Origin of the sequence: Hymenobacter artigasi (assembly GCF_012275535.1) — a bacterium.
Classification (GTDB): domain Bacteria; phylum Bacteroidota; class Bacteroidia; order Cytophagales; family Hymenobacteraceae; genus Hymenobacter; species Hymenobacter artigasi.
The window spans coordinates 59,945-82,589 of sequence record NZ_JAAVTK010000007.1 but is presented as its reverse complement, the minus strand read 5'-3'; the positions used below and the strand labels follow the sequence as shown (position 1 = coordinate 82,589).

Below are 22,645 nucleotides of genomic sequence, written 5' to 3'. Positions count from 1 at the left end.
ATTACTACCCCACGCGAGATGCCTCGGCTGCGCTCGGCATGACGTTCTTCCTTGACCGGCAGCTCCTACATCCCATGCAGATGCTTGGTGAAGTCGCCGTACATCACCCAGTCTTCCCAGCGCTTGCGGTGCGGGGCTACTTTGCCGCGCAGGTATTTCTCAATCATCAAGCCAGCGGCCGGGGCGGCGCTGGTGCCGCCAAAGCCACTGTTCTCGATGAACACGGCAATGGCAATTTTGGGGTCCTGCACCGGGGCGAAGGCCGCGAACGTGGCGTGGTCGAAGCCGTGAGGATTTTGCACGGTGCCGGTTTTGCCGGCCATCGTGATACCGTATTGCGAGAGCGAGGCCAGGTTGCCGGTGCCGCCGTTGCCGTCCACCACCATCTCCATGCCGGGGATGATGTACTTGAACAGCGTTGTATCCACGGCCGTGTAGTGCTTCTGCCGGAATTCGGGCAGCGGTCCGCCCTGGCCAATGCCGCGCACGAAATGCGGGGTATAGTACCAGCCCCGGTTGGCGATGGTGGCCAGCACATTCGCCATTTGCAGGCCGGTGATACCGATTTCGCCCTGCCCAATACTAAGCGAGTACACGTTGCGGAAGCTCCAGCGGTGCTGCCGGTTGTGCTTCTTATCAAAAAACTTCTGGTCGTAAAACTCCGGCGACGGAATCAGGCCGCGCTTTTCCTGGCTCATGTCCACGCCCAGCTTTTCGCCCAAGCCGAAAGACTTCACCATTTTCTGCCACTGCCCCAGGCCGATGTGGGCATCGTCGTACTTATTCTTGGCCTGCCCGCGGACCACCGCTGCCCGCAACACCTGGTAGAAATAAGGATTGCAGCTGTTTTTGATGGCCAGGCTCACGTTGGCCGGGTACTCGTGGCGGTGGGTGCATTTCACCAGCTTCTGGTTACACTCGAAGCCGGTGCTGGGCTGCACCACGCCCAACTGCAAGGCCACCAGCTCATTCACCAGCTTAAACACCGAGCCCGGCGGATAGGTAGCCATCAGCGGGCGGTCGAACAGCGGACGGTCGGGGTTGTTGAGCAGGGCCATGTAGCGGTTGCCCGAGCCCTTACCCGTAAGCAGCTGCGGCTTGTAGTGCGGGGCCGAGACGAAGGCCAGAATCTCGCCCGTCTTGGGGTCGATGGCCACAATGGAGCCGCGCCGGCCCGCCAGCAACTGCTCCCCATAGGCCTGCAATTCCGCGTCGATGCTCAGGTGCAGGTCCTGCCCGGCCACCGACAGCGTGTCGAACTCGCCCCCGCGAAACTTGCCTTTTTCGATGCCGCGCACGTTCACCATCTTGTACTGCACGCCGCGCCGGCCCATCAGCGTCTGCTCGTAGTAAGATTCCAGGCCCGAAATGCCCACGTTCTCGCCGGGCTGGTACTTGGCGTACTTGGGCTTTTCGAGAAAAGCCGGCGTGATGGCCCCCACGTAGCCCAGGGCGTGGGCAAGGTTGGGCGTGCGGTAGGCGCGCGCCATGCGCGTCTGGGTGCGGAAGCCCGGGAAGTCGCCCAGCTTGTCCAGAATAACCGCCAAATCGGCCGTCGTCAGGTTTTGCAGGATGGGCGAGGGCTTCACGCGCGAATACTTTTTGGCCGCTTTCAGGCTGGCGCGCAGGTCTTCCAGCGGTATTTGCAGCAATTCGGCAAAGCGGAGCGTGTCGAGCTGCTTCACTTCGCGGGGCACCACCACCAGGTCGTACACCGGCGTATTCTGCACCAGGGGCAGGTTTTTGCGGTCGTAAATCAGCCCCCGGTACGGAATCTGCACCAGGCGCTGCAGGGTGTTTTTGTCGGCGGCCAGCTTATACGTCCCGTCCAGCACCTGCATGAAAAACAGGCGGGTGAGGAAGATGAGGGCCACCAACAAAAAGATGCCCTGCACCACGTACTTACGGCCTTCGAGGTATTGCATAGTTCACGTTTGTCATCCTGAGCGGAGCGAAGGACCTTATCACGTCTGCATCGGTTTGAAATTGCTGCTAACCAATCTAGTGTGATAAGGTCCTTCGCTCCGCTCAGGATGACAGAAATAATAAATTAACTCCGTCCCCGGCGCACCGGGAAAAACAGCAGCTGCACAATCAACAGCGCGAGGCTGGTAAAGAGTGCACTCACCAGCATTTTCCCCAGCGTGGTGCCAAAATGCCGGAAGCTGCCCAGCTCCAGCAGGAAAAACGCGGCGTGGTGCAGCACCACCAGCAGCGTCATGTACACGCCAAACCACTGCCAGCCCATCTGGTGCACGTTCACGGCGTCGGCGCTGTCGTAGCCGTCGCGCGGGGTGAGCAGGCGCAGCACCCACGGCCGCAAAAAGCCCAGCAGCACCGCCGCCGCCGCGTGCAGTCCGCCCGTGTCGTAAAAAATATCCATCGTGAGCCCCATCGCAAACGAGAGCAGGAGCTGCACCACGATGGGCGTGGTGATGGGCAAAAACAGCAAAAAGCCCAGGTAGAAAAAGCACCAGCCCAAATCAAACAGCACCAGCCGACTGATTAGCAAAACGTGCACGCCCGCATACAGCACGAAGCGCAGCACCTGCAAAAAAATGAACCGCAGGCCGCTCATGGACGCGTCCCTCCTTTCGGGAGCATGCCCGTGTGGGTTTCCAGGGTGTCGCGCTCGGGCTTGTTGCGATTGGTCACGATGTACACGTAGGTCAGGTTGGCAAAATTGACGCCCAGCTTCACCCGGATAGTCCAGAAATTCTTGTCCGGCTCCTTCACAAAGGAGTCGATGGTGCCAATGAAAATGCCCTCGGGAAATACCGAGTTGTAGCTCGACGTGAGCACCGTATCGCCCTTCACCAGCTTGGTTTCGCGCAGCACGTTATCGAGCAGCGCGTGGGTGGGGTCGTCGCCCTGCCACTTGATGGTACCGAACGTGCCATCGCGCTTGATTTTGGAGGCAATGCGCGTCTGCGAATGCAGCAGGCTCGTGACGGTGGCATAATGCGCGCTCACCACCTTCACGCGGCCCACCACGCCCCCGGCCGCCACCACGCCCTTGCCGGGCACCACGCCATCGGCACTGCCCACGTTCAGCGTGAGATAGTTATCCACATTATGCAGCATGTTGTTGATAACCCGGGCCGGAATAAGTGGATAACTTGGGTCGCGGGCCGCTACCAGCTGCTGCCCCAGCAATAAGGTATCGGGCTTGGTTGCCGGCCGCTGGTAGCGCACGCGCTTCAGCGAATCGGCGCGGGCCGGGGCCAGGGCCACCGAATCGGCCTCGCGGCGCGTCGAATCGGCCGGAAAAAGTTGCTGGCGGAGGGCCGCATTTTCGGCGGCCAGCTGCTGGTTTATCTCGGCCAGCTGGAAATAGTCCAGTATCTGGGTGCGGCGGGCCAGCACCGTGCCCGCGTAGGAGTTGGCCGAATTAAAAAACGCCGCCCGCTGGTACGAATTACTGGTAATGAATAAATACAGGCTGATTATTTCCAATAAGCCAAATACCAGCGCCCCGCGAAAGCGAAATAGGAAAAGAAATAGATTCCGCACGGAGGTATTTTACTTTTTGTCGGAGAACATAGAACGTCATGCAGAGCGCAGCGAAGCATCTCTACCGCTGTAGTAAATCTGATTACCTACGCAGTAAAGATGCTTCGCTGCGCTCTGCATGACGTTCAACTATTATCAGCTTGAGTTAAGTCAGCAGCACGCCCTTGAAGGCCTGAATGTCCTTAATAGCCTTGCCCGTGCCGCGCACCACGGCGCGCAGCGGGTCTTCGGCAATGTGAATCGGCAGCTTGGTTTTGGCGGCCAGGCGCTTATCCAGCCCGCGCAGCAGGGCGCCGCCACCGGTGAGGTGAATGCCGTTTTCGTAAATATCGGCCGACAATTCGGGCGGCGAAATTTCGAGGGCTTTCAATACCGCTTCTTCAATTTTAGCCACCGATTTGTCGAGGGCAATGGCGATTTCCGAGAAGGTTACTTTGATAACTTTCGGAATGCCCGTCATCAGGTCGCGGCCGCGCACTTCGTGGTCGGGCGGCGGCACGTCGAGTTCGGTGAGGGCCGCGCCAACTTCAATTTTGATGCGCTCGGCCGAACGCTCGCCGATGAGCAGGTTGTGCTGCCGGCGCATGTAGTCGAGAATGTCCTGATTGAACACGTCGCCGGCCGTTTTTATGGACTGGTCGCACACAATACCCGACAGTGCGATTACCGCAATTTCGGTGGTACCACCTCCGATGTCGATAATCATCGAGCCCACGGGCTGCTGCACGTCGATGCCGATGCCAATGGCGGCGGCCATGGGCTCCTGAATCATCCACACTTCCTTGGCTCCGGCGTGCTCGGCGGAGTCGCGCACAGCGCGCTTCTCTACCTCGGTAATGCCCGACGGGATGCAGATGACCATGCGGTGCGAGGGCTGAAATAGCCGCTTGCGCGTGTCAATCATCTTAATCATGCCCTTAATCATTTCCTCGGCGGCGTGGAAATCGGCAATCACGCCGTCCTTCAGGGGGCGGATGGTACGGATGTTATCGTGCGTTTTTTCGTGCATCTGCTGGGCCTGGCGGCCCACGGCGATGACTTTATTCGTAGTTCGGTCTTTGGCGATGATGCTCGGCTCATCCACCACGATTTTATCGTTATGAATAATGAGCGTATTGGCCGTACCCAGGTCGATGGCGATGTCGCTGGTCAGGAAATTAAAGAAACCCATTGAGTTAGCTGCAATAAGGCGGAGCCCGATTATAGGGTCGGGCAGAATAATGCGCAAAGGTACGGAAGGTTTGCGCGGGGTTGGTGAACGGGATTATGGTATTCCGCTCTGTCATTGCAGGCGCCCCCCATTCCCGGGCCATGCGAAACCTCACCCCCTGACCCCCTCTCCAAAAAAGAGGGGGCACCGGTTCGGACAGAATGTTAAAAGAACAAAGAGTCCAGCGCAATGCACTGGACTCTTTGTATTCAAATCCTTTACGTTTGGAACAAGTCCGGTGCCCCCTCTTTTTTGGAGAGGGGGTCAGGGGGTGAGGTTTCGCGTGGCCCGGGAATGGGGGCGCCCGCAATGACAGACGAGAACTAGTGCTTGAAATGCCGCACGCCGGTGAGCACCATGGCCATGCCCAAATCATCGCAGGCCTTAATGCTGTCGGCATCCTTGATGGAGCCGCCGGGCTGCACCACGGCGCGGATGCCGGCCGCGCCGGCAATTTCCACGCAGTCGGGGAAGGGGAAGAAGGCGTCGGAAGCCATCACGCAGCCGTGCAGGTCGAAGCCGAAGGTGCGGGCTTTTTCAATGGCCTGGCGCAAGGCATCCACGCGCGAGGTCTGGCCCACGCCGGAGGCCAGCAGCTGGCCGGCCCGGGCCAGCACGATGGTGTTGCTCTTGGTGTGCTTGCAGATTTTGCCGGCGAAAACGAGGGCGGCCGTTTCCTCTTCAGTCGCGGCCGATTGGGTTACGGTGCGGAAATCAGCGGCGGTTTCGGTCTGGCGGTCGGCATCCTGCTCGATAATGCCGTTGAGCAGGGTCTTGACGAGCTTCTTCGGGAACTCCACCGGCTTTTGTAGCAGCAGAATGCGGTTTTTCTTGCTCTGGAGCACGGGCAACGCATCAGCGGCGAAGCCGGGGGCGATGAGGACTTCGAAGAACAGCTGGCTGAGCTCGGCGGCAGTGGCCGCGTCTACTTCCTTGTTCACGATGATGACGCCGCCGAAAGCCGAAGTCGGGTCGCAGCTCAGGGCATTCACATACGCTTCACGCAGCGTGGCAGCCTGGGCCACGCCGCAGGCGTTGGTGTGCTTGAGAATGGCGCAGGCCGGCTCGCCGTCGGTGAATTCGGCCATGAGGGCCACGGCGGCATCCACATCCACCAGGTTGTTGTAGCTCAGCTGCTTGCCGTGCAGCTGGTCGAACAGGGCCGTGAGGTCGCCGTAGAACGTGCCGGCCTGGTGGGGGTTCTCGCCGTAGCGCAGGGGCGTGGCAGCAGGGTGAATGGTCGTATGCCAGCCGGCTTCCACTAAGCCGCCCAACTCGTTCTTCTCACGAGCAGCTTTCGCCTGAAGCGACTCAATCGTGTAATCTGGCTGCTCCCATTCAGTGCCTTTGCTTATATACCGGAAAATTTCGGTGTCGTAGTGCGAGGTGGTGGCGAAGGCGGCGGCGGCATAGTGGCGGCGGTCTTCAATGTCAGTCGCGCCGTTTTTGGCGGTGAGCAGCTCGGTGACGGCCGCGTACTGGTCGCGGCTACTGATTACGAGCACGTCGCGGAAGTTTTTGGCGGCGGCGCGCAGCAGCGAAATGCCCCCGATGTCAATCTTTTCGATGACGTCCTGCTCTTCGGCCCCGCTGGCTACGGTTTCTTCGAAAGGATATAAATCGACCACTACCAGGTCGATGGGGGGAATATCATGCTGCTCGGCTTCGGCGAGGTCGCCTACGTCGTGCCGGCGGTGCAGGATGCCACCGAACACCTTGGGATGCAGCGTTTTTACGCGGCCACCAAACACTTCGGGAAAGCCGGTGAGGTCTTCCACGGCGGTTACTTCGGCACCCTCTTCTTCGAGGAATTTCTGGGTGCCACCAGTGGAGTACAGCGTGACGCCGTGCTGGCGCAATACCTGCACCAGCGGGGCCAGCCGGTCTTTGTGATACACGGAAAGCAACGCGGCGCGAATGGGACGGGACGACATAAAACGGGCGAAAAAGCTGGGCATAATTGCCGCCACGAAGGTACGCCCAGCCTTAGCCCGCCGTCCGCAGGCAGTGTTACCGAATTATTACCACCGCGCCCGCCGGCTACAAAATCAGCTTTGACCGAACACTGCGCCGCTTTGATAAGTATAGCAAAGCACCCTGCTTTACCCATTCTAGCACATGCTGACTACCGCTGCCGCTTTGCCCGCTACTGACCCCAGCCCTATTGAAACGCCCACCCCGGTTGAAACGCCCACCCCGGCCGTGATGACGCCTACCGAAGCCGAAGCGGCTGCCGCGCAGCTGGCCCCGCGCCTCTTCGACCAGGCGGCCGCTACCGATGTGGAAGGCGGCTTTCCCACCCAGGAGTTTGGCTGGCTGCACGCGGCCGGGCTGCTCACGGCGGCGCTACCCGCATCCCTGGGTGGAGCCGGGCTGCACGCGCCGGCGGCCACGCTGCCGCTGCTGCGGGTGTTGCAGCACGTGGGGCGGGGCAACCTGGCAGTGGGGCGCGTATTTGAAGGCCACACCAACGCGCTGCTGCTTATTCAGCAGCTGGCCACGGCAGCGCAGGTGGCCGGCTACGCGGCCGATGCCCGCGCCGGGCGCTTATTCGGCGTTTGGAACACTGAAAACCCGGCCGATGGCGTGCACCTGGAGGACTTGCCCAACGGCCGCTACCGCCTGCGCGGAGCCAAAACCTTCGCTTCCGGGGCCGGGCAGCTGGCGCGGCCGCTCATTACCGGGGCACTGCCGCATGGCCAGGGCTGGCAGCTGTTTGTGCTGCCGGCCGATGCCCAGCCGCCCGCGCTGGACCGCTCTTTCTGGCAGCCGCTGGGCATGCGGGCCACCGCCAGCTTCCGGGCCGATTTGACCGGGCTGGAAATTGGGCCGGAGGACCTCATCGGCCCGCCCAATGCCTACTACCAGCAGCCGGCGTTCAGCGGCGGGGCCATTCGGTTTGCGGCCGTGCAGCTGGGCGGGGCCGAAGCTGTTTTTGACGAAACCCGCGACTTCCTACGCAGCCTCGGTCGCACCGACGACCCCTACCAGCGCCAGCGCCTCGGCGAAATGGCCATTCTGCTGGAAAGCGGCCGCCAGTGGCTGCGCGGGGCCGCCGAAAATGCCGCCCGCCCCAGTGCCGCCACGCCCGAAGGTGCCGAAGCCACCGTGGCCTACGCCAACATGATGCGTACTGCCATCGAGACTATCAGCCTAGAGATGCTGCGCCTGGCCGAGCGTTGCGTGGGCGCGCGCGGCCTGCTGCGCCCCCAGCCGTTCGAGCGCCTGCACCGCGACCTCACCCACTACCTCCGCCAGCCCGCCCCCGATGGGGCATTGGCCGATGTGGGCCGCTTCGTGCTCGAAGGCAAGACGTTTTAGCTGTCCGTTTTTTGTTGTCAGTTGTCAGGATTTTTCAGCGTGCTTCCTTTCTCCGAATATCCGGCTCGGGCCGCCAGCTTTGCGGCCGGCCTGGGCTCCACCGTAGTTATTGCCCCGCACCCCGACGATGAAGCCCTGGGCTGCGGCGGCTTGCTGGCCCTGCTGCGCCAGGCCGGGCAGCCCACGGCGGCCGTGCTGGTGAGCGATGGCACCATGTCGCACCCCCGCTCGGCGCTGTTTTCGGCACCGGCGCGGCAGGCGGTGCGGGCGGCCGAATTCCGCCACGCCCTCACCCTTCTGGGAGCTGATGTAACGGAGCCGCTGCTGCTGGCCCTGCCCGATGGCCGGGTGCCCGGCGGCCCAGATGAGCCCGGCTTTACCGAAGCCGTGGCGCGGCTGCAGCAGTTTCTGGAGCGCCAGCAGGCCGCTACCGTGCTGGTGCCCTGGCGGCGCGACCCCCATCCCGACCACCGTGCCACCGCCCAATTGGTGCAAGCCGCCCTGGCCGGCCTGCCGCACCCACCGCGCCGCCTCGAATACGTGGTGTGGGCCTGGGAGCGCGCCGCGCCGGAGGACCTGCCCACGGCCGCCGATGCCGTGCGGGGCTTCCGGCTGGACATTGCGGTGGGCTTGCGCCAGAAGCAGCAGGCCATTGCGGCACACCGCTCGCAGGTGGCCCCCGGCGTGTTTTCCGATGATGCCGAAGGGTTTCTATTATCGGCAGACATGCTGGCGCACTTTGCCGGGCCCTACGAAGTCTATTTTGAAGCGCTTGAATTATGAACGAAAACCAGCCCAACACGCTGCCGCCGGAGTATTTCGACCACGTTTACCAGGCCAACCGCGACCCGTGGAATTTCGAAACCAGCCCCTATGAGCGCGGGAAATACACCGCCACGCTGGCCGCCCTGCCGCATCCGCACTACGCGGAGGTGTTTGAAATAGGGTGCTCGCTGGGGGTGCTCACGGCGCAGCTGGCTTCGCGCTGCGGCCACCTGCTGGCCGTGGATGTGAGCGAGGCGGCACTGGCGCAGGCACGGGCGCGGTGCGTGGGCTTGCCGCAGGTGGAAATCCGGCAGCTGCGGGTGCCCGAGGAATTTCCCCGGCAGACATTCGATTTAATCGTGCTTTCGGAAGTGGGCTATTATTGGTCGCCCGCCGACCTGGCCCGGGCCGCCGACTTGCTCATCACCAGCCTGAATCCTGGCGGCCAGCTGCTATTGGTGCACTGGACGCCGCCCGTGCACGACTACCCCCTGACCGGCGACGACGTGCATGAACTCTTCCTGGCCAAAACCACGAGCAATGGCCCATTACGCCACCTCACCGGCCAGCGCCACGAAACCTACCGGCTCGACTTGCTGGAAAAGCGCTAGGCCACTGGCCGCGACTGCGCCACCACGCCGCTCCGAATAAGCCGGGGCAGCACCAGCAGCGCCTGCGATAGTGGCACCATCGCCATGGTCAGAGTGGGGCTGTGGGCCAGCGCCCATTCCCACAGCACCCCGAACGTGGGCGCCTCCCGCATTTGGGCCAGCACCGTGGCTACGGGCAGGCCCAGGCGGGCTATTGCGGCATCGGGCTCGGCGCCTGGGCTGCCGGCCCAGCAGGCGCGGAGCTGGCGGCGCAGCTGCCACTGCCGCAGCAGCTGCACGGGGTTTTCAACGTGCGGCTCGCGCTGCTGCTGGCTCATGCGGAGCCACTCGTTCAGCTGCCAGGACAGGCCCACTTCTACCCGGCCCTGGCGGCGGGCCGAGGTGAGCACGCGCACCCGGGGGCTGTGGCGCAGGGTTAAGTCGTGCCGGCGCAGCTGCTGGCACAGGGCTTCATCTTCCAGAAACCGGACTTCGGGCAGGCCGCCTACCCGGCGGTAGGCCCGGGCCGTGAGCGCCAGGCTGGCCCCAAAATGCTGGTGGTGGCGCGGCCACCGGTCGGCCGGCGCTGGGTCGGTCAGGTCTTCGAGGCGGGCGCAAAGCAGGCGATAAGCCGCGTCGTGCGCCTGAATGCGCTGAAGCGCCGTCGGCACGGCCTCTTCCTCACTGATGAAGATGCGGCCGCCCACGGCATCGGTCCCGGCCGCTATTTCGGCCTGAATGGTGGCCAGCCAATCGGGCGCTACCCGGGTATCGGCATCGGTGCTGGCAATGATGCCGGTGGGCTGGCCCACCTGCTCCAGCCGGGCGCAGGCCTCGTCCATCAGCAGGCGGCGGGCGCGGCCTACGTGGGCCGTGTCGCCGGCCAGGCACAGCTCGGCCACGTGCACCACCAGCGCGGGAAAGCGCCGAGCCTGACGGCGCACCACGGCGGCGGTGGCATCCTGGCAATTATTGGCCAATACGATGACCTCGAAGCTACTGGGGGGCAAGGGTTGGCCGTGCTCGGTGGTTTGGGCGGCCAGCGCGGCCAGGGCGGCGGGCAGGGTGACGGCCTCGTCTTTGGCCGGAATGATGACGCTGATGCGCAGGCCGGCGCGGGGCGGCGGCAGTTGCCGACGCAGGCGGGCCGCGCATTGGTCGCGGGGTGGCAGGGGCTGCCGCAGCAGCAAAGACATGGGAGCGGTAGCCGTGGCCTCGTGGGCCGCCAGGAAACGCGCGGGGGTAGCGTGGTCCATTGGGCCGGGTGTACGCCGGGAAAGGGCCAAAGGATAAGGTTCAGCTTACTCCAATAATGCACCAGCACACTTATTAACGGGCTTTTAACATCATTATTCCTCAGACAATCAGAAAACTGGCGGCGGTAGCTGTTTTGATTAAAAATGGAATTTAAACGCCACAAAAAAGCCTCTCCTGAAACCAGAAGAGGCTTATTGCAAGAATCAGCGGTTCCTAGAAGGCTTCGCCGATGGCAAACAGGATGCCCGGCTTGCTGCCGGTGCCGCCGGCGTAGTCGAGGCGCAGGTTCACGCGGTCGCGGCGGATGAAGTTGAAGCGGATGCCCGCGCCCCCGGCGTACTTGGTATCGCTGAGGTTGAACTTGTCGATGTACTGGTTCACGTTGCCTACGCCACCGAACACAGCTCCGTCGAAGCGCTTCAACCAGCTGATATTGGCATTGGGGAACAGCTTATGACGGATTTCGGCCTGAAACATAATCATCTGGCGGTCGCGGTAGCGCTGCTCGTAGATGCCGCGCAACAGGTTGGCGTTGTTGTAGAGCGTGCCGCCCAGGTTGGCACCAATACCGGCCAGCTCGCGGAAAGGCACATCGCCGGTGTGGAACTGCCCGAGAAACTGCGCGGCCAGAATGGTACGGTTGGACCCCAGCGGCTGAAAGTGGCGGGCATCGACCTGATAGCGCGTAAAGCGGTAGTCGGAACCCAGGCCCGTGCCGTTGAAGGTGGCGCTCACATCGAGCAGATTACCACTGAAAGCGGCCAGCGGCACATCGCGCGTGTCGTAGGTGAGGACCGGCCCGAGGCCTGAAATCTTGGTATTCTGCCGTTCGCGCTCGGTCATGCGCGAGTCGTTGTAGAAGAAGTTGGTGCTGTTGCCGTCGGTGGTTTTGGCCGGCGCGCTCACCCCCGTGATGTTGGTGAAGCGGTACAGCGCACCAAAAAACAGCTTGGGTGCAATCTGCTTCTGAAGCCGCTGGTTGATAATGAACAGCTTGTAATCCGTTTCCGACTCGTTGGCGCTGGTAGTGCCCGGCCCTTTGCCGTAGTAATACAGCAGGATGTCGTAGGCGCTGATTTCACCGTTCAGGTAAAATTTTTCGCCCGGCGTGTACACCGAGTGCACCAGCTGAATGAGCGACTGGCCCTCGGTGGTAGTCCAGTATTGCAGCCGCGCGTTGGAAGGCCGGGTAAGGGTATCGGACGAAAACCGGCCGCTGAGCAAGGCACCTAGGCCATAGCCAAATCCGGTTTCGGCCTGATAAAACAGCACCGGAATGGGCAACAGGCTAAGGTTGCCATTCTTACCCAGCTGGCCGAAAGACTTGGTGCTGCGGACCTGCTGCCCGGCCATTGGCGCAAGGCCAACGCTGCGAGGCGCGGCCGGGGGCGTGGTGTAAACCGAATCGGGGGGCGCAGCTGGCTGGGCGGCGGCGGTAAAGCTCAGCCCGGAGAAAACCAGGGCTGCGAGAGAAAAACGCATGGGAGCGGGAATGAAAAGCAAATGGATTGCCCTATCAACGGATTATGTAGCCCTACGGTTGGCAGTAGCGGCGGCCGGCCCGGCCAAAGGCCCTTTTTGCCCCGCGGAGGCTGGCTTTCGCCGGCCTATTCGTCGCGCAGCAGCAGGCGCTCCACTACCTGCCCCAGGCCCAGGTGCCGGGCTACCAGCTCGGCGGCATCAGCGGGGCGCACTTTGCCGTAGGCCGTGCCTTCGGGATATACGATGAGGGCCGCGCCGGGGCCTTTTTTGCACTGTTTACACAGGTCGAGGCAGTTGCAGGTCTGGATGCGTACCTGCTGCTTCTCGCCGCTACTCAGGAGCTTTTTCAGGTTCTGAATCTTCAGCTCTTTTTGCAGGGCTTTGGCCACGTCCTCCCCTACCCCGGATTTCTGATTGATGCACACAAAAAGGCGGCGAACGGTACTCATAATGACGATTAATAAGAAACTTACCGTCATGCGGAGCGCAGCGAAGCATGACGGTTATTGTATTAAAGCCTACCCCAGGCCGTGCCAGTGGCGGTTTTGCAGCTTATACGCGGCCAGCTCGCGGTTCGACCACAGGGTTTGGTACACTTGCTGGTCGTGCAGCAGCTGGGGGTCTTTTTCCATGAAGGCCAGCAACTCATGGAGCAGCTCGGCCGTCTCTTCTTTCAGGAAATAATACATCCAGTTATCGAGCCGGCGCACATTCACCAAACCTGCATTTTTTAAGTACGATAATTGCCGACTGGTTTTGGTCTGAGTGAAATCCAGCACTTGTTCCAGGTCGGCCACCACCATTTCCTGGTTGCGCCACAGCAAATGCAGGATGCGCACGCGGCTTTCATCGCCCAAAGATTTAAAAAGTTGCTGCCCAAAAGCAACCGTGAAATGTTTCAAGCGCATCTGCTGTCTGGGAAGGGGAAGTTTGCCCGTCGTTCTTTCTGCCCAAAGTTACCATCGGCCCCGAATCGGATGCCGTATATTTGTTTTTCCGCTATCTGAATATGCCTGATTTCTTGCGCCTTCGTCGCTTTCCCTTCTTTTTTGCCGCGGCGCTGCTGCTCATGCTGCTGGCCGGCTCGGGCGCGCACGCCCAGGGCAAGCGCAAGGTGATTCAGTTCACCGGCATTGTGGCCACCGGCGACAGCCTGCTGGGCGTGCCCGGGGCCACGATATACGTGCCCAAGGCAGGCCGGGGCACGGCGTCCAACATCTACGGCTATTTCTCGATGGCCGTGCTGGCCGGCGACAGCATCGTGATTCGCTCGCTGGGCTATGCCAACCAGACCATCATCATCCCGAAGGATTTCCAGCGCCAGAGCTACTCTGTTATCGTGCAGCTGAAGGAAGATGCCACCGTGCTGCCCGAGGTGCGCGTATTTCCCTACACCACCGAGCGCGACTTCAAAAAAGCCTTCCTGGCCCTGCGCCTGCCCACCGAGCGCGGCACCGCCGCCGCCGACAACCTGAACCAGGAACTGATGAACCGCATTTTCCGCACCCAGCCCATGGGCGCGGTGGCCAACTTCCGCCAGTCGATGAGCAACCAGCAGCTCGACTACGACCGCCGCATGGGCATGGCCCCCAACCAGTACTCCAACAACCCGCTGCTCAACCCATTTAGCTGGCTCCAGCTCATTCAGCAGGTGAAAAAAGGCGAGTTTAAGAAGAAGAACTACGACGACGAATAGGACCACCGATTAAGTGGATTTTGACCGATTGGACGGGTTTTTATGGTTCTGATTCGGACTTTCTTTCGCTACCTTTTACCCGTTGAAGAGGTTGAACGCCGAGCGCGAAATTGACTTGCCCATTTATTACGAGAACGAAAAAGTCGGCTCCCGAAGGGCCGATTTTTTCGTCGAAGGCCAGGTATTGGTTGGGTTAAAAGCAGTCGACAGTTTGACTGCAACTACTCAACGACCTCGAAGCATTCGGGATTCCGGTAGGGCCGATGCTCAATTTCGGCACCCCCCGTCTGGAAATCAAACGGCTACTGAAACGCCTGAACCCGCCAAACGCACAACCGCTAGCCATCTCAATATATACAGGTATTTCAGGCCAATAGCCAACCAGAAGCCATAGATATCTGTTTAATGAGTTGAAATCAACTCAATTTGTGGTCCTATGGATACCAACCTCCCCGTTTCGGATAAGCCGCGCGTCGTTATTGTAGGCTGTGGCTTTGGCGGTTTGCGCCTGGCCCAGGCGCTGCGCAAAGCCCCGGTGCAGGTCGTCGTCGTCGACCGCAACAACTACCACAACTTCCAGCCGCTGCTGTACCAGGTAGCCACCGGCGCATTGGAAGCCGACAGCATTGCGTATCCGATTCGGAAGATTTTTGCGGGGCAGACCAACTTCTTCTACCGCATGGCCGACGTGCAGCGGATAGAATCGGCTACCAACACTTTGGTAACCAGCGTAGGCCATATCCAATACGACTACTTGGTGCTGGCCACCGGCTCGCTCACCAACTTCTTCGGGCTGGAGAGCATTGAGCGCAACGCCATGCAAATCAAGAGCATCCCGAATGCCCTGAACCTGCGCAGCTTCATCTTTCAGAATTTTGAGAAAGCCCTGCTCACCAGCGACCCGGCCGAGAAGCAGGCGCTGCTGAACATCGTGGTAGTGGGCGGCGGCCCTACGGGCGTGGAAATCAGCGGCTCGCTGGCCGAAATGCGCAAGCACGTGCTACCCAAGGACTACCCGGAGCTGGACCTGCAGGCCATGCAGATTTTCCTGGTGGAAGCAGGGCCAGCGCTGCTCGGGCCCATGTCGCTGGCCTCGCAGGCCGATGCCAAGCGCTACATGGACGACCTGGGCGTGCTGGTGCAGCTCAACACGGCCATTAAACGCTACGAGGACGGCAAGGCTTATTTTTCGGATACCGAATTTATTCAGACCGAAAACCTGGTATGGGCCGCTGGCGTGAACGGGGCCGAAGTACCCGGCCTGCCCGCCGAGGCCGTGACCCGCAACAAGCGCATCACGGTGAACGACTGGAACCTGGTGCAGGGCCAGACCAACATCTTCGCCATCGGCGACGTGGCCAACATGGTGACCACCGACATGCCCCAGGGCATGCCCATGCTCGCGCCCGTGGCCCAGCAGCACGCCGACCACCTGGCCCTCAACCTCCAGCGTATGCTGCGCGGCGAAACGCCCCGCGACTTCGTGTACAACAACAAAGGCTCGATGGCCATTGTGAGCCGCAACAAGGCCGTGGTCGACCTGCCCGGCAACATCCACTTCAACGGTTTCTTCGGCTGGCTCACCTGGCTGTTTGTGCACCTGATGACGCTGGTGGGCTTCCGCAACAAAGTGGTGGCGCTGGTGGACTGGGCCTTCAGCTACTTCAGCTCCGACCAGGCGTTGCGGCTCATCATCCGGCCCTTCAGCCGCCGCGATGTGAAGGACGACAAGGGCAAAAAAGGCGCGGAGCACCGCACCGCTACAGTTGAGTACAACGCTACGCCGCCCGCCATTCAGGAGCCGGCGTAGGAATACATTAAATCGGTCATGCTGAGTTTGCCGAAGTAGCTCCTCTGCAAAGCGGCCAAATTGCGGAGTAGCTGCGTAGCGGCGGCAGGTGTGTAGAACTTCCGGCATAGCGTCGAAAAAGCCGCGTAGCGGTGACAGATTGCTCATGCTTTCTGTCACCGCTACGCGGCTTTTTCGCGGCTTTATTCGGTTGGCTACACACCTGCCACCGCTACGCGGCTACTTCGCAGCTTAAGTACTTAGGCGGTAAGCTTCAGCGGCGGGCCGGCGATAACCGTCTGCATAGCTGCGGGTGCGAAGTAAGACTGAGCCAGCGCTTGCAGCGTTTGGGCATCGGCGGCTTCGGTTTGCTGCACAAATTGGGTGTAATAATCGGCGGGCAGGTTCAGGAACACGAGGTTCTTGTACTTGTCGCACTGCTCGAAAACGGTGGACAGCTCGTTGGCAAACTTGCCCAGGATGTAGTTTTTCACCGTTTCCAGCTCCTCTTCCGGAATCAGCTCTTCCTGCAGGCGGCGCAGCTCCAGCTCAATCTCGCTCACCGCGAAGTCAGCGCTTTCGCCTTTCACATCGGTGCCAATAACGAGCGTTGTCCCGAACTCGCGCGGAGCCACGCTGGCATAAATGCCGTAGGTCAGGCCCTTGTCTTCGCGGATATTCCGCATCAGGCGCGAGCCAAAGTAGCCGCCGAACACGTTCACCAGCAGCCGGAGGCGGTGGGTATCGGGATGGGTGGGCGCGGGCCAGGGCCGGCCCATGCGAATGGACGCCTGCAAGCTGCCGGTCACGGCCACCCGGTCGGGCAGCGCAGAAATGACAGGCTCGTCAACAGCGGGCGACGCGGCCAGGGGCACTGCCGTAACCGGAGCTGTGCCGAAGGTAGCGGCTACCAATTCCTGCTCGGCGGCTACATCGCCGCAGAGGAAAATCTCGGCGTTGCTGAACGAATACATTGTTTGGTGAAAAGCCTGCGCTTCCACTGCCGTCAGGGCCTGGTAGGCTTCGGCATCGAAAGGCCGGCCGTAGGCCGTATCGGCTCCGAAGAGCAGCTCATTGAACCGCTCGGAGGCCAGGTAGCTGGTCTTTTTGCGCTCGACGCGCGCATTTTGAATGGTGCGGGTTTTCAATTGCTCCAGCTCGGCCGCCGGAAAGGCCGGGTTGCTGAGCACGTCAATCACCAGCGGCAGCAGCGTGGGCAGGTGCCGGGTGAGGCAGTAGAGCGTGAGCGTGGAGCGGTCGAAGCCGGAGTCGCAGTCGAGCGAGGCGCCGTAGAAGGCCACCTCGTCGGCAATCTGGCGAGCGGTGCGGGTGGTGGTGCCCTCCAGCAGCATGCGGGCGGTGAGGGACGCCAGACCGGGGCGGTTTTCGGCCAGCTTGCCGGCCCGGAACACGGCTTGCAGGCGCACCACGGGCTGGGCATCGTTGGCCAGTACATGCAGGCGGGCACCGCTGGGCAGGGTGTGTACATCGGCATCGGGAAGCGTAACGCGGGCCAGGGGCTGAACGGGAGGGGCAACGGTACGGTCGAGCATCGAAGCAGAAGTCGAAGAAGAAGGCATAAGCAGTAATAACAAACTCCCCTTCTCGGCCGAGAAGGGGAGCTGTGGGGTAACTAAAAAAGGACGGGTTAGTTCGAAGGCGTGTCGCCGCTGGTGCCACCGGCCCCATTCTCGTCGAACGCCTCAGACAGCTTGTTCAGGTTGAAGTGCAGCGATACGCGAATGGTCTGGGCCAGGGGGTTGGCCTGGCTGTTCTGGCCCGTGGGTACCAGGTAAGTGCCGTCGATGCCAAACACCTGGTAGCGCACGCCCAGGCCCAGGCTCACGTACTGACGGCCACCCTTTTCGGGGTTTTCGTAGAAGTAGCCACCCCGCGCATACAGCAGGTCGTTGTAGTTGTACTCCAGGCCGCTCGAAAGGTTGATTTCGCGCAACTCTTCTTTGGCACCACCGGGGGCATCGCTGAAGGAGTTGAAGATGCCGCTCACGATGTTCTGGTTGTTGCGGCGGGTGTTCTCGTCTTTAACCCGTGGGTCATTGGCCGACACGCCATCAATGTAGTATGGCGAAGGCACGAGCAGCTTGCTGGCGTCGAAGGTGACCGTAATCTTGTTGTACTGGTCAATCTCGCGGGTGATGGCCGTGCCCAGTTTCAGCGTGGTGGGCAGGAAGCTGGGGTTGAGCGGGTCGGCATAGGTCATCTTGTTGCCGATGTTGGTTATCGAAGCCCCAAAAGCCAGGTTATAGATGCCGGTACCAATAGTGGCATCCTTGGAATAATAGGCTCCCAGGTCCACGGCGGCGGCATTGCCGGACTTGGCGTCGTTGTTTGCGTACGCCCCCACCAGGTTGGAGCGGATGTAGCGCACCGAAGCGCCCACCCCGAAATTATCCGTCAGCTGCAAGCCGTAGGATACGGCCAGGGCATATTCTTTGGGGTTGAAGGAACCGACCGGCAGGTTGCCGCCATCGCGGTAGTCAATGCTGCCCAAATCGAAATACATCAGCGAAGCCCCGAAGGCGGAGCGCTTGCCCACCTTGGCATAGCCCGAGAGGTACGACAGGCTCATGTCGTCGGTGATGTTGCGCAGCCAGGGCGAATACGATACCGAAGCTGCGTACTTATACTGCACGAAGCCCAGCTTGCCCGGGTTGAAATACGCCGAGTTCGCGTCGGGCGAAGTTGCCACGCCCGCCTCGCCCAGGGCCGATGAACGCGCATCGGGGCTGAGGGTCAGAATAGGCACGGCCGTGGTAATGGTGTGGGGAGTAGTCTGGCCCTGGGCAGTGGCCGCTACGGCCAGCAAGCCGGCTGAAAGCGCCACGCGCGAACGGGAAAAAAGAAGCTGCATAGAGGTGGGAAATGAGGACCGGGTGTAGCCCGGGCGCAAATAAAAGCGGATTAATTGAGGATGACGAGTTTTTCGTATTTCGACGCCACCGAATTGTTGCGCTGCGAACGCACGGTGAGGCGATAAACGTATACGCCGCGGGCCAGCTGGTCGTCGTAATCGTCGCGGCCGTTCCAGCTGATGCTCTGCTGGTGGGCTACGGTGCTGGGCACAATGGCATTGAGGGTACGCACCAGGTGGCCGGCCACGGTAAAAATCTGCACTTGTACGTCCAGGTTGTCGGGCTCACTGCCCGCCTGGTTGTGGTCGAAGAAGAACGTAGTGGAGTGGGCAAACGGATTGGGGTAGTTCAGCACATGGTCGAGCGCCAGCTTCACATCGTGGGCTACGATGAACTCAATCTCCTTTTCGGCCGAGTTATTATACGTGTCCCAGGCCTTCACAGTGAGCGAGTGCGGCCCCGTGCTCAGGTCTTTGAACAGGTTTTTCACGTTGCCCGAGGTAAAGTCTCCCACATTGGCCACGTAGCTCTCGTTCAGTACCAGCAGCTTATTCGGGTCGTGGTCGATTATAGCCGTGATGTCGTGGCCAATGCCCGTGCCTGTGGTGTTGATGCCGTTTTCGTCGGACAGGTCCGCCAGCAGCGTGGTGGTCTGGCCCGTGAGGCCACCGAACACAAACGCCTTGCTGTCCATAAACAGGCTGATGCGCGGCGGCTGGTTGTCCTCGGGGGCATTGCGGGACGCCCCGCCCGCCAGCCGCGTCTGGTAGCCGTTGGCGTCGATGCTGTGGGTGACATCGGAAGCGTAAAGGCTGATTTTGCCCATTCCCACTTGGTAGTTAATGTCCTTGGGCACCACGAACACCAGGCTGAACTGACCATTCACCACCTCGGCCTGCCCGCCATAAATCACGCTCTCCTGAATGCTGACCGGCGAGGGCGTATCGCCGGGCTCGTTGCCGAGGGTCATCACGGTGGTGGGCTTGTCGTAAATCGTAACCTGGGCCCGGCCGGTAAACGTAGCGTTCAGGGCACCGTTGTTCAGCAGCTTGCCGTGCAGGCGAATGCGCGCCAGCGCGTGCAAGGTGTCGGCAGTTACCCAGTCTTTCCCCACGCGCTGGCGCACACTGTCGAGCACCACCGTTTGCTTGGGGTAGGCCAGCACCATGCTGGGGTCGGCCAGCAGCGTGTAGTTGCGGTTGTTGATGCCGCCGGCCTGGTAGTCGTTCTTGCTCATCATCACAATGGTGCCGATGTTGGGCATCTGGCCATTGATGGGCTGCAGCACCCGGTTGAAGTAGCGCTGGTTGAGGCCGGCGTTGAGGCCGGCCTCCACTACGCGGGTGGTGGTGAAGAGGCCCACAGCCCCGCCCGTGGCGTTATCGGTGAGCGACTGTTCGCCGGCCGAGGTGAAGTCGGGATTGTCGTACGTGCTGAAATCGCAGGTGCCGGTGGTGAAGAACGTGAGGTTGTTGGGGTTGCGCAGGGCCAGCACCGAGGCGTTGGTCACAATCTGCTCATCGGCCAAGCCCTTGGGGCCGCCGTGGCCCAGGTAGTTCACAATCAGCGAGCCCTGCTCCACCGACTGGTCGATGGCGCGGTTGGCATCGGGCGAGCGTTGGCCGGCGGCCACGGCCTGCTGGGCATACAGGTCGAGGTACACTTTGTGCACGTTGTAGACCGGGGCGGTGGCGTTGATGATGTTGGCAATGCCATCGGAGCCAATGCTGCTGTCGATGAAGATGTTGTTGTTGCCATCGTCCGACACCAGGGTGATGCGGTTGCGCCACTTGCCATAGGCGGCGGCGGCATCGTAGCTAATCACCTTGTTCACCATCTGCTGGGCCTGGGTGGTGTTGTTCAGCTCGCCCTTGGGCAGGCGCACCGGCAGGCGGCCCACGCCAATATCAAACAGCTCGCTGCCCAGGTTCTGCTCGTCCCACTCGCCTTCGTTGTCATCCAGCAGGCCATAGAAGTCATCGGAAGAATAGCTGGCCTGGCCGTAGAAACCGGGCGGGTACGACGGGTAGGGCGACTGCGATTCCCGCGACTCGTAGGTGGGCACGTAGTTCTGGTTGAAGGCATCGAAATTGGCGTCGGTTTTAAACGGCACCCTTTTTTTCCACCAGTCTGGCTCGGCGCTCTTGTCGTTGTACGGGTCCGACTTATAATCATACGAAGCATCGCCCAGCAGCAGTAGCTGCATGTTTTTGCCGGCCGGAGCGCGGTCGTAGAGCATCTTCATAAAATCGCGGATGGCCGACACGTCCTGCCCACCCGAGCCAAACTCGTTGTATATCTGGCCGGTAGTGGCCACCGCCACCCGCAGGTTGTCGTGCGTGGTGCGGTGAGCGGCCAGCTGCTTTGCCTGCGCCAGAAACGTCGGATGCGTCACAATAACGAGGTCCAGCATGGGCGCGCCCACGGTGCTGTTGAGCGCGTGCAGGTCCTGGTTGGCTACTTTGCCAAAGGCCCGCACCGGGTGGTCGCTAAAGTCGCCACCAGGTTGCAGGGCCACAAACTCGCGCACCGTATCGGCCGGCGCGATGAAGCTGCTGCTGGCATCGAGCGTCATGGCCTCGGGGCGGCGCGGGTTGGTCACGTCCCACACCACGGCCCCGGTGGGCAGGCCGGCAAAAACGTAGCGGTTCTGGCGGCCGGGGCCAACGTTGGTCAGCGTCCGGAACTCCAGTTGCGGGCCGCTGAGCTTGAGCAGGCGCTCGGCATTAATCTCAAAGTAATCGAGGTAGCCGCTGGCGCCGGGGTCGTTGCTATTATAGGTGAGCCCCAGCCGCAGCTCATTCCCCGGCACACTCAGGCTCAGCTGGTTGGTAGATGACGACACAATGGTTTCGGCCGAGAACGGCTGACCGGACCGGGCCTCAATGAGCTGGGTAGCCAGGGGCTGCGCATTCAGTGTGACCTGGAAGGCGCTGGCCACCGAGGAGCTGGCCAGCAGGTTCGTGGTAACACGCACCTGGCTATTCGGCACCAAATCGCTGATTCCACCGAGGGTAAATTCCTGCTTGCCGCCCACCTGGAACCCCTCGCCCACCCAGTTGCGGCCCGAGTGCAGCAGGTTCACCAGGTCGTGCTCGTAAAAGTCGCGGTAGGTGAAATTGGTAATGCTGACGGGCTGGCCCGTGGCCGGCACGGCGGCCTTCACTGGCACCCGCAGGCCCGGCCGCGCATCCACCTTCAGGAAATAGTAGGCCGTATCGGTGTAAACGTTGTTGCGGTGCCGGAACATGCCGCCCTGCGCCGCCCAGGTATGCGCCCCGGGCGAATAAAACAGGAAGTACTCGTTGTCGTCCAGCACGTTGTCATTATTACTATTGACAAACATGATGTTATTCTCCATCAGGTCGTCGGGCCGGTAGGCGGCGTTGGCCTGGGGCAGCATGCCCATGGCATTGCCGTAGAGGTGCAGGTTGTTGGGGTTGAGGCCCGAGGGCAGGCCCAGCTTGCCCAGCGCGGCTTTATCGAGCTTATAGACGCCGCTTTTGCTGTTGCCGTTTTCGGCCACGCCCAGCTTGTACCAGTCGCCGGATTGCAGCACCGAATGGGCGGCGTAATTCCGGGTGGAAGCCGTGCCGCGAGCGGCCACGCCGGCCCCGGCGGGCGTGTAGCGGTAGTCGAACGAAACCAGGCGCTCGGGCTGGCCGCTCTGGGGGCCGCGCCGCACGGGGCGCAGGCGCAGGAACGTTACGGCCTGCTTCATCTCAACGCCGGTGACGAGCTGGGCCTCGGGGCCAGCTGGCAGCTTGCTCAGATTGAATAGTTTGGCATCGGCCGCCGAAAACGGCTCGTACACCATGTTCAGGAACTCGCCCTGACGCACGTCCCCGCTCAGGCGCAGGCTAAACCAGCCAACCTGGTCATCGAGCACCAGTTGGGCTTCACTGAAGCCAGGCACTTTCTGCTTGCGGGGGTTCAGGCTGGGCACCTCAATGTAGCCCCCCCATTTCACTACTCCATGGGCTATGGTACCATCCGATTGGGCTTTAGCCGCCGGAGCTGTAGCCCCCACGATGATTCCCACGAATGCAACAAAGAGGAAAGAAAGACGCATACACCTTTGTAAATTGAGACTTGTTTCCTGGCTGCCCTACCCGTCACGTAGTGGTTCCCGCAACAGCACTACCGGGC

The 22,645-nt window shown here is 61.3% G+C and carries 18 protein-coding genes; 6 read left to right on the top strand and 12 right to left on the bottom strand.

Features of this window, described 5'->3' with window-relative positions; genetic code table 11:
- Positions 1-65: 65 nt before the first annotated feature.
- The 5 genes from mrdA to purH all read right to left on the bottom strand — a co-directional run bounded on the left by mrdA (position 66) and on the right by purH (position 6,657).
- The gene (gene mrdA, locus HBN54_RS12680; protein WP_168673583.1) at positions 66-1,925 is read right to left on the bottom strand and encodes a penicillin-binding protein 2; all 1,860 of its coding nucleotides are present in this window, start codon (positions 1,923-1,925) and stop codon (positions 66-68) included.
- 125 nt (positions 1,926-2,050) lie between these two features.
- Positions 2,051-2,578, bottom strand: a complete 528-nt coding sequence (locus HBN54_RS12675) for a hypothetical protein (protein WP_168673582.1) — start codon at positions 2,576-2,578, stop codon at positions 2,051-2,053.
- On the bottom strand, positions 2,575-3,513 hold the full coding sequence (gene mreC, locus HBN54_RS12670; protein WP_168673581.1) for a rod shape-determining protein MreC: 939 nt from the start codon (positions 3,511-3,513) through the stop codon (positions 2,575-2,577). The genes HBN54_RS12675 and mreC overlap by 4 nt, the downstream gene beginning before the upstream one ends.
- Positions 3,514-3,658: 145 nt before the next feature.
- The gene (locus tag HBN54_RS12665) at positions 3,659-4,684 is read right to left on the bottom strand and encodes a rod shape-determining protein (RefSeq protein ID WP_168673580.1); all 1,026 of its coding nucleotides are present in this window, start codon (positions 4,682-4,684) and stop codon (positions 3,659-3,661) included.
- A gap of 362 nt (positions 4,685-5,046) precedes the next feature.
- Positions 5,047-6,657 carry a bifunctional phosphoribosylaminoimidazolecarboxamide formyltransferase/IMP cyclohydrolase gene (purH, locus tag HBN54_RS12660; RefSeq protein WP_168673579.1) on the bottom strand — a complete coding sequence of 537 codons (1,611 nt, stop codon included), beginning with the start codon at positions 6,655-6,657 and terminating at the stop codon, positions 5,047-5,049.
- A 184-nt stretch (positions 6,658-6,841) separates the two neighbouring features.
- Here purH and HBN54_RS12655 point away from each other — a divergent pair, with 184 nt between their 5' ends.
- The 3 genes from HBN54_RS12655 to HBN54_RS12645 are packed head-to-tail and all read left to right on the top strand — an operon-like array spanning position 6,842 to position 9,420.
- Entirely contained in the window at positions 6,842-8,044 is a 1,203-nt protein-coding gene (locus tag HBN54_RS12655) for an acyl-CoA dehydrogenase family protein (protein WP_235955518.1), read from the top strand.
- 39 nt (positions 8,045-8,083) lie between these two features.
- Positions 8,084-8,827, top strand: a complete 744-nt coding sequence (locus tag HBN54_RS12650; protein WP_168673578.1) for a PIG-L deacetylase family protein — start codon at positions 8,084-8,086, stop codon at positions 8,825-8,827.
- Positions 8,824-9,420, top strand: a complete 597-nt coding sequence (locus tag HBN54_RS12645) for a class I SAM-dependent DNA methyltransferase (RefSeq protein WP_168673577.1) — start codon at positions 8,824-8,826, stop codon at positions 9,418-9,420. The genes HBN54_RS12650 and HBN54_RS12645 overlap by 4 nt, the downstream gene beginning before the upstream one ends.
- Here the strand turns inward: HBN54_RS12645 and HBN54_RS12640 are convergent.
- The 4 genes from HBN54_RS12640 to HBN54_RS12625 all read right to left on the bottom strand — a co-directional run bounded on the left by HBN54_RS12640 (position 9,417) and on the right by HBN54_RS12625 (position 13,046).
- Positions 9,417-10,655, bottom strand: coding sequence for a glycosyltransferase (locus tag HBN54_RS12640; RefSeq protein WP_168673576.1), 1,239 nt, complete (start codon positions 10,653-10,655; stop codon positions 9,417-9,419). The two genes, HBN54_RS12645 and HBN54_RS12640, sit on opposite strands and share 4 nt — an antisense overlap.
- A 214-nt stretch (positions 10,656-10,869) precedes the next feature.
- The gene (locus tag HBN54_RS12635) at positions 10,870-12,138 is read right to left on the bottom strand and encodes a BamA/TamA family outer membrane protein (RefSeq protein ID WP_168673575.1); all 1,269 of its coding nucleotides are present in this window, start codon (positions 12,136-12,138) and stop codon (positions 10,870-10,872) included.
- Positions 12,139-12,263: 125 nt separating this feature from the next.
- Positions 12,264-12,587 (bottom strand): (2Fe-2S) ferredoxin domain-containing protein, encoded by a 324-nt coding sequence (locus HBN54_RS12630; protein ID WP_168673574.1) that lies wholly within the window; start codon positions 12,585-12,587, stop codon positions 12,264-12,266.
- 69 nt (positions 12,588-12,656) lie between these two features.
- Complete coding sequence (locus HBN54_RS12625) at positions 12,657-13,046, bottom strand: ArsR/SmtB family transcription factor (RefSeq protein ID WP_168673573.1); 390 nt, start codon at positions 13,044-13,046, stop codon at positions 12,657-12,659.
- 101 nt (positions 13,047-13,147) lie between these two features.
- Here HBN54_RS12625 and HBN54_RS12620 point away from each other — a divergent pair, with 101 nt between their 5' ends.
- The 3 genes from HBN54_RS12620 (at position 13,148) to HBN54_RS12610 (ending at position 15,644) form a co-directional block, all read left to right on the top strand.
- Entirely contained in the window at positions 13,148-13,834 is a 687-nt protein-coding gene (locus tag HBN54_RS12620; RefSeq protein ID WP_168673572.1) for a carboxypeptidase-like regulatory domain-containing protein, read from the top strand.
- A gap of 82 nt (positions 13,835-13,916) precedes the next feature.
- The gene (locus HBN54_RS24130) at positions 13,917-14,228 is read left to right on the top strand and encodes a GxxExxY protein (protein WP_168673571.1); all 312 of its coding nucleotides are present in this window, start codon (positions 13,917-13,919) and stop codon (positions 14,226-14,228) included.
- A 42-nt stretch (positions 14,229-14,270) separates the two neighbouring features.
- A complete protein-coding gene (locus HBN54_RS12610) occupies positions 14,271-15,644 on the top strand; it encodes an NAD(P)/FAD-dependent oxidoreductase (RefSeq protein WP_168673570.1) in 1,374 nt (457 codons plus the stop codon).
- A gap of 239 nt (positions 15,645-15,883) precedes the next feature.
- Here HBN54_RS12610 and HBN54_RS12605 read toward each other — a convergent pair whose 3' ends face one another.
- The 3 genes from HBN54_RS12605 to porU form a co-directional block, all read right to left on the bottom strand.
- The gene (locus HBN54_RS12605) at positions 15,884-17,203 is read right to left on the bottom strand and encodes a M16 family metallopeptidase (RefSeq protein WP_168673569.1); all 1,320 of its coding nucleotides are present in this window, start codon (positions 17,201-17,203) and stop codon (positions 15,884-15,886) included.
- A 68-nt stretch (positions 17,204-17,271) separates the two neighbouring features.
- Positions 17,272-18,495 carry a type IX secretion system outer membrane channel protein PorV gene (gene porV / locus HBN54_RS12600; RefSeq protein ID WP_168673568.1) on the bottom strand — a complete coding sequence of 408 codons (1,224 nt, stop codon included), beginning with the start codon at positions 18,493-18,495 and terminating at the stop codon, positions 17,272-17,274.
- Between the two features lie 50 nt (positions 18,496-18,545).
- A complete protein-coding gene (porU, locus tag HBN54_RS12595) occupies positions 18,546-22,568 on the bottom strand; it encodes a type IX secretion system sortase PorU (RefSeq protein WP_168673567.1) in 4,023 nt (1,340 codons plus the stop codon).
- Positions 22,569-22,645: the final 77 nt, after the last annotated feature.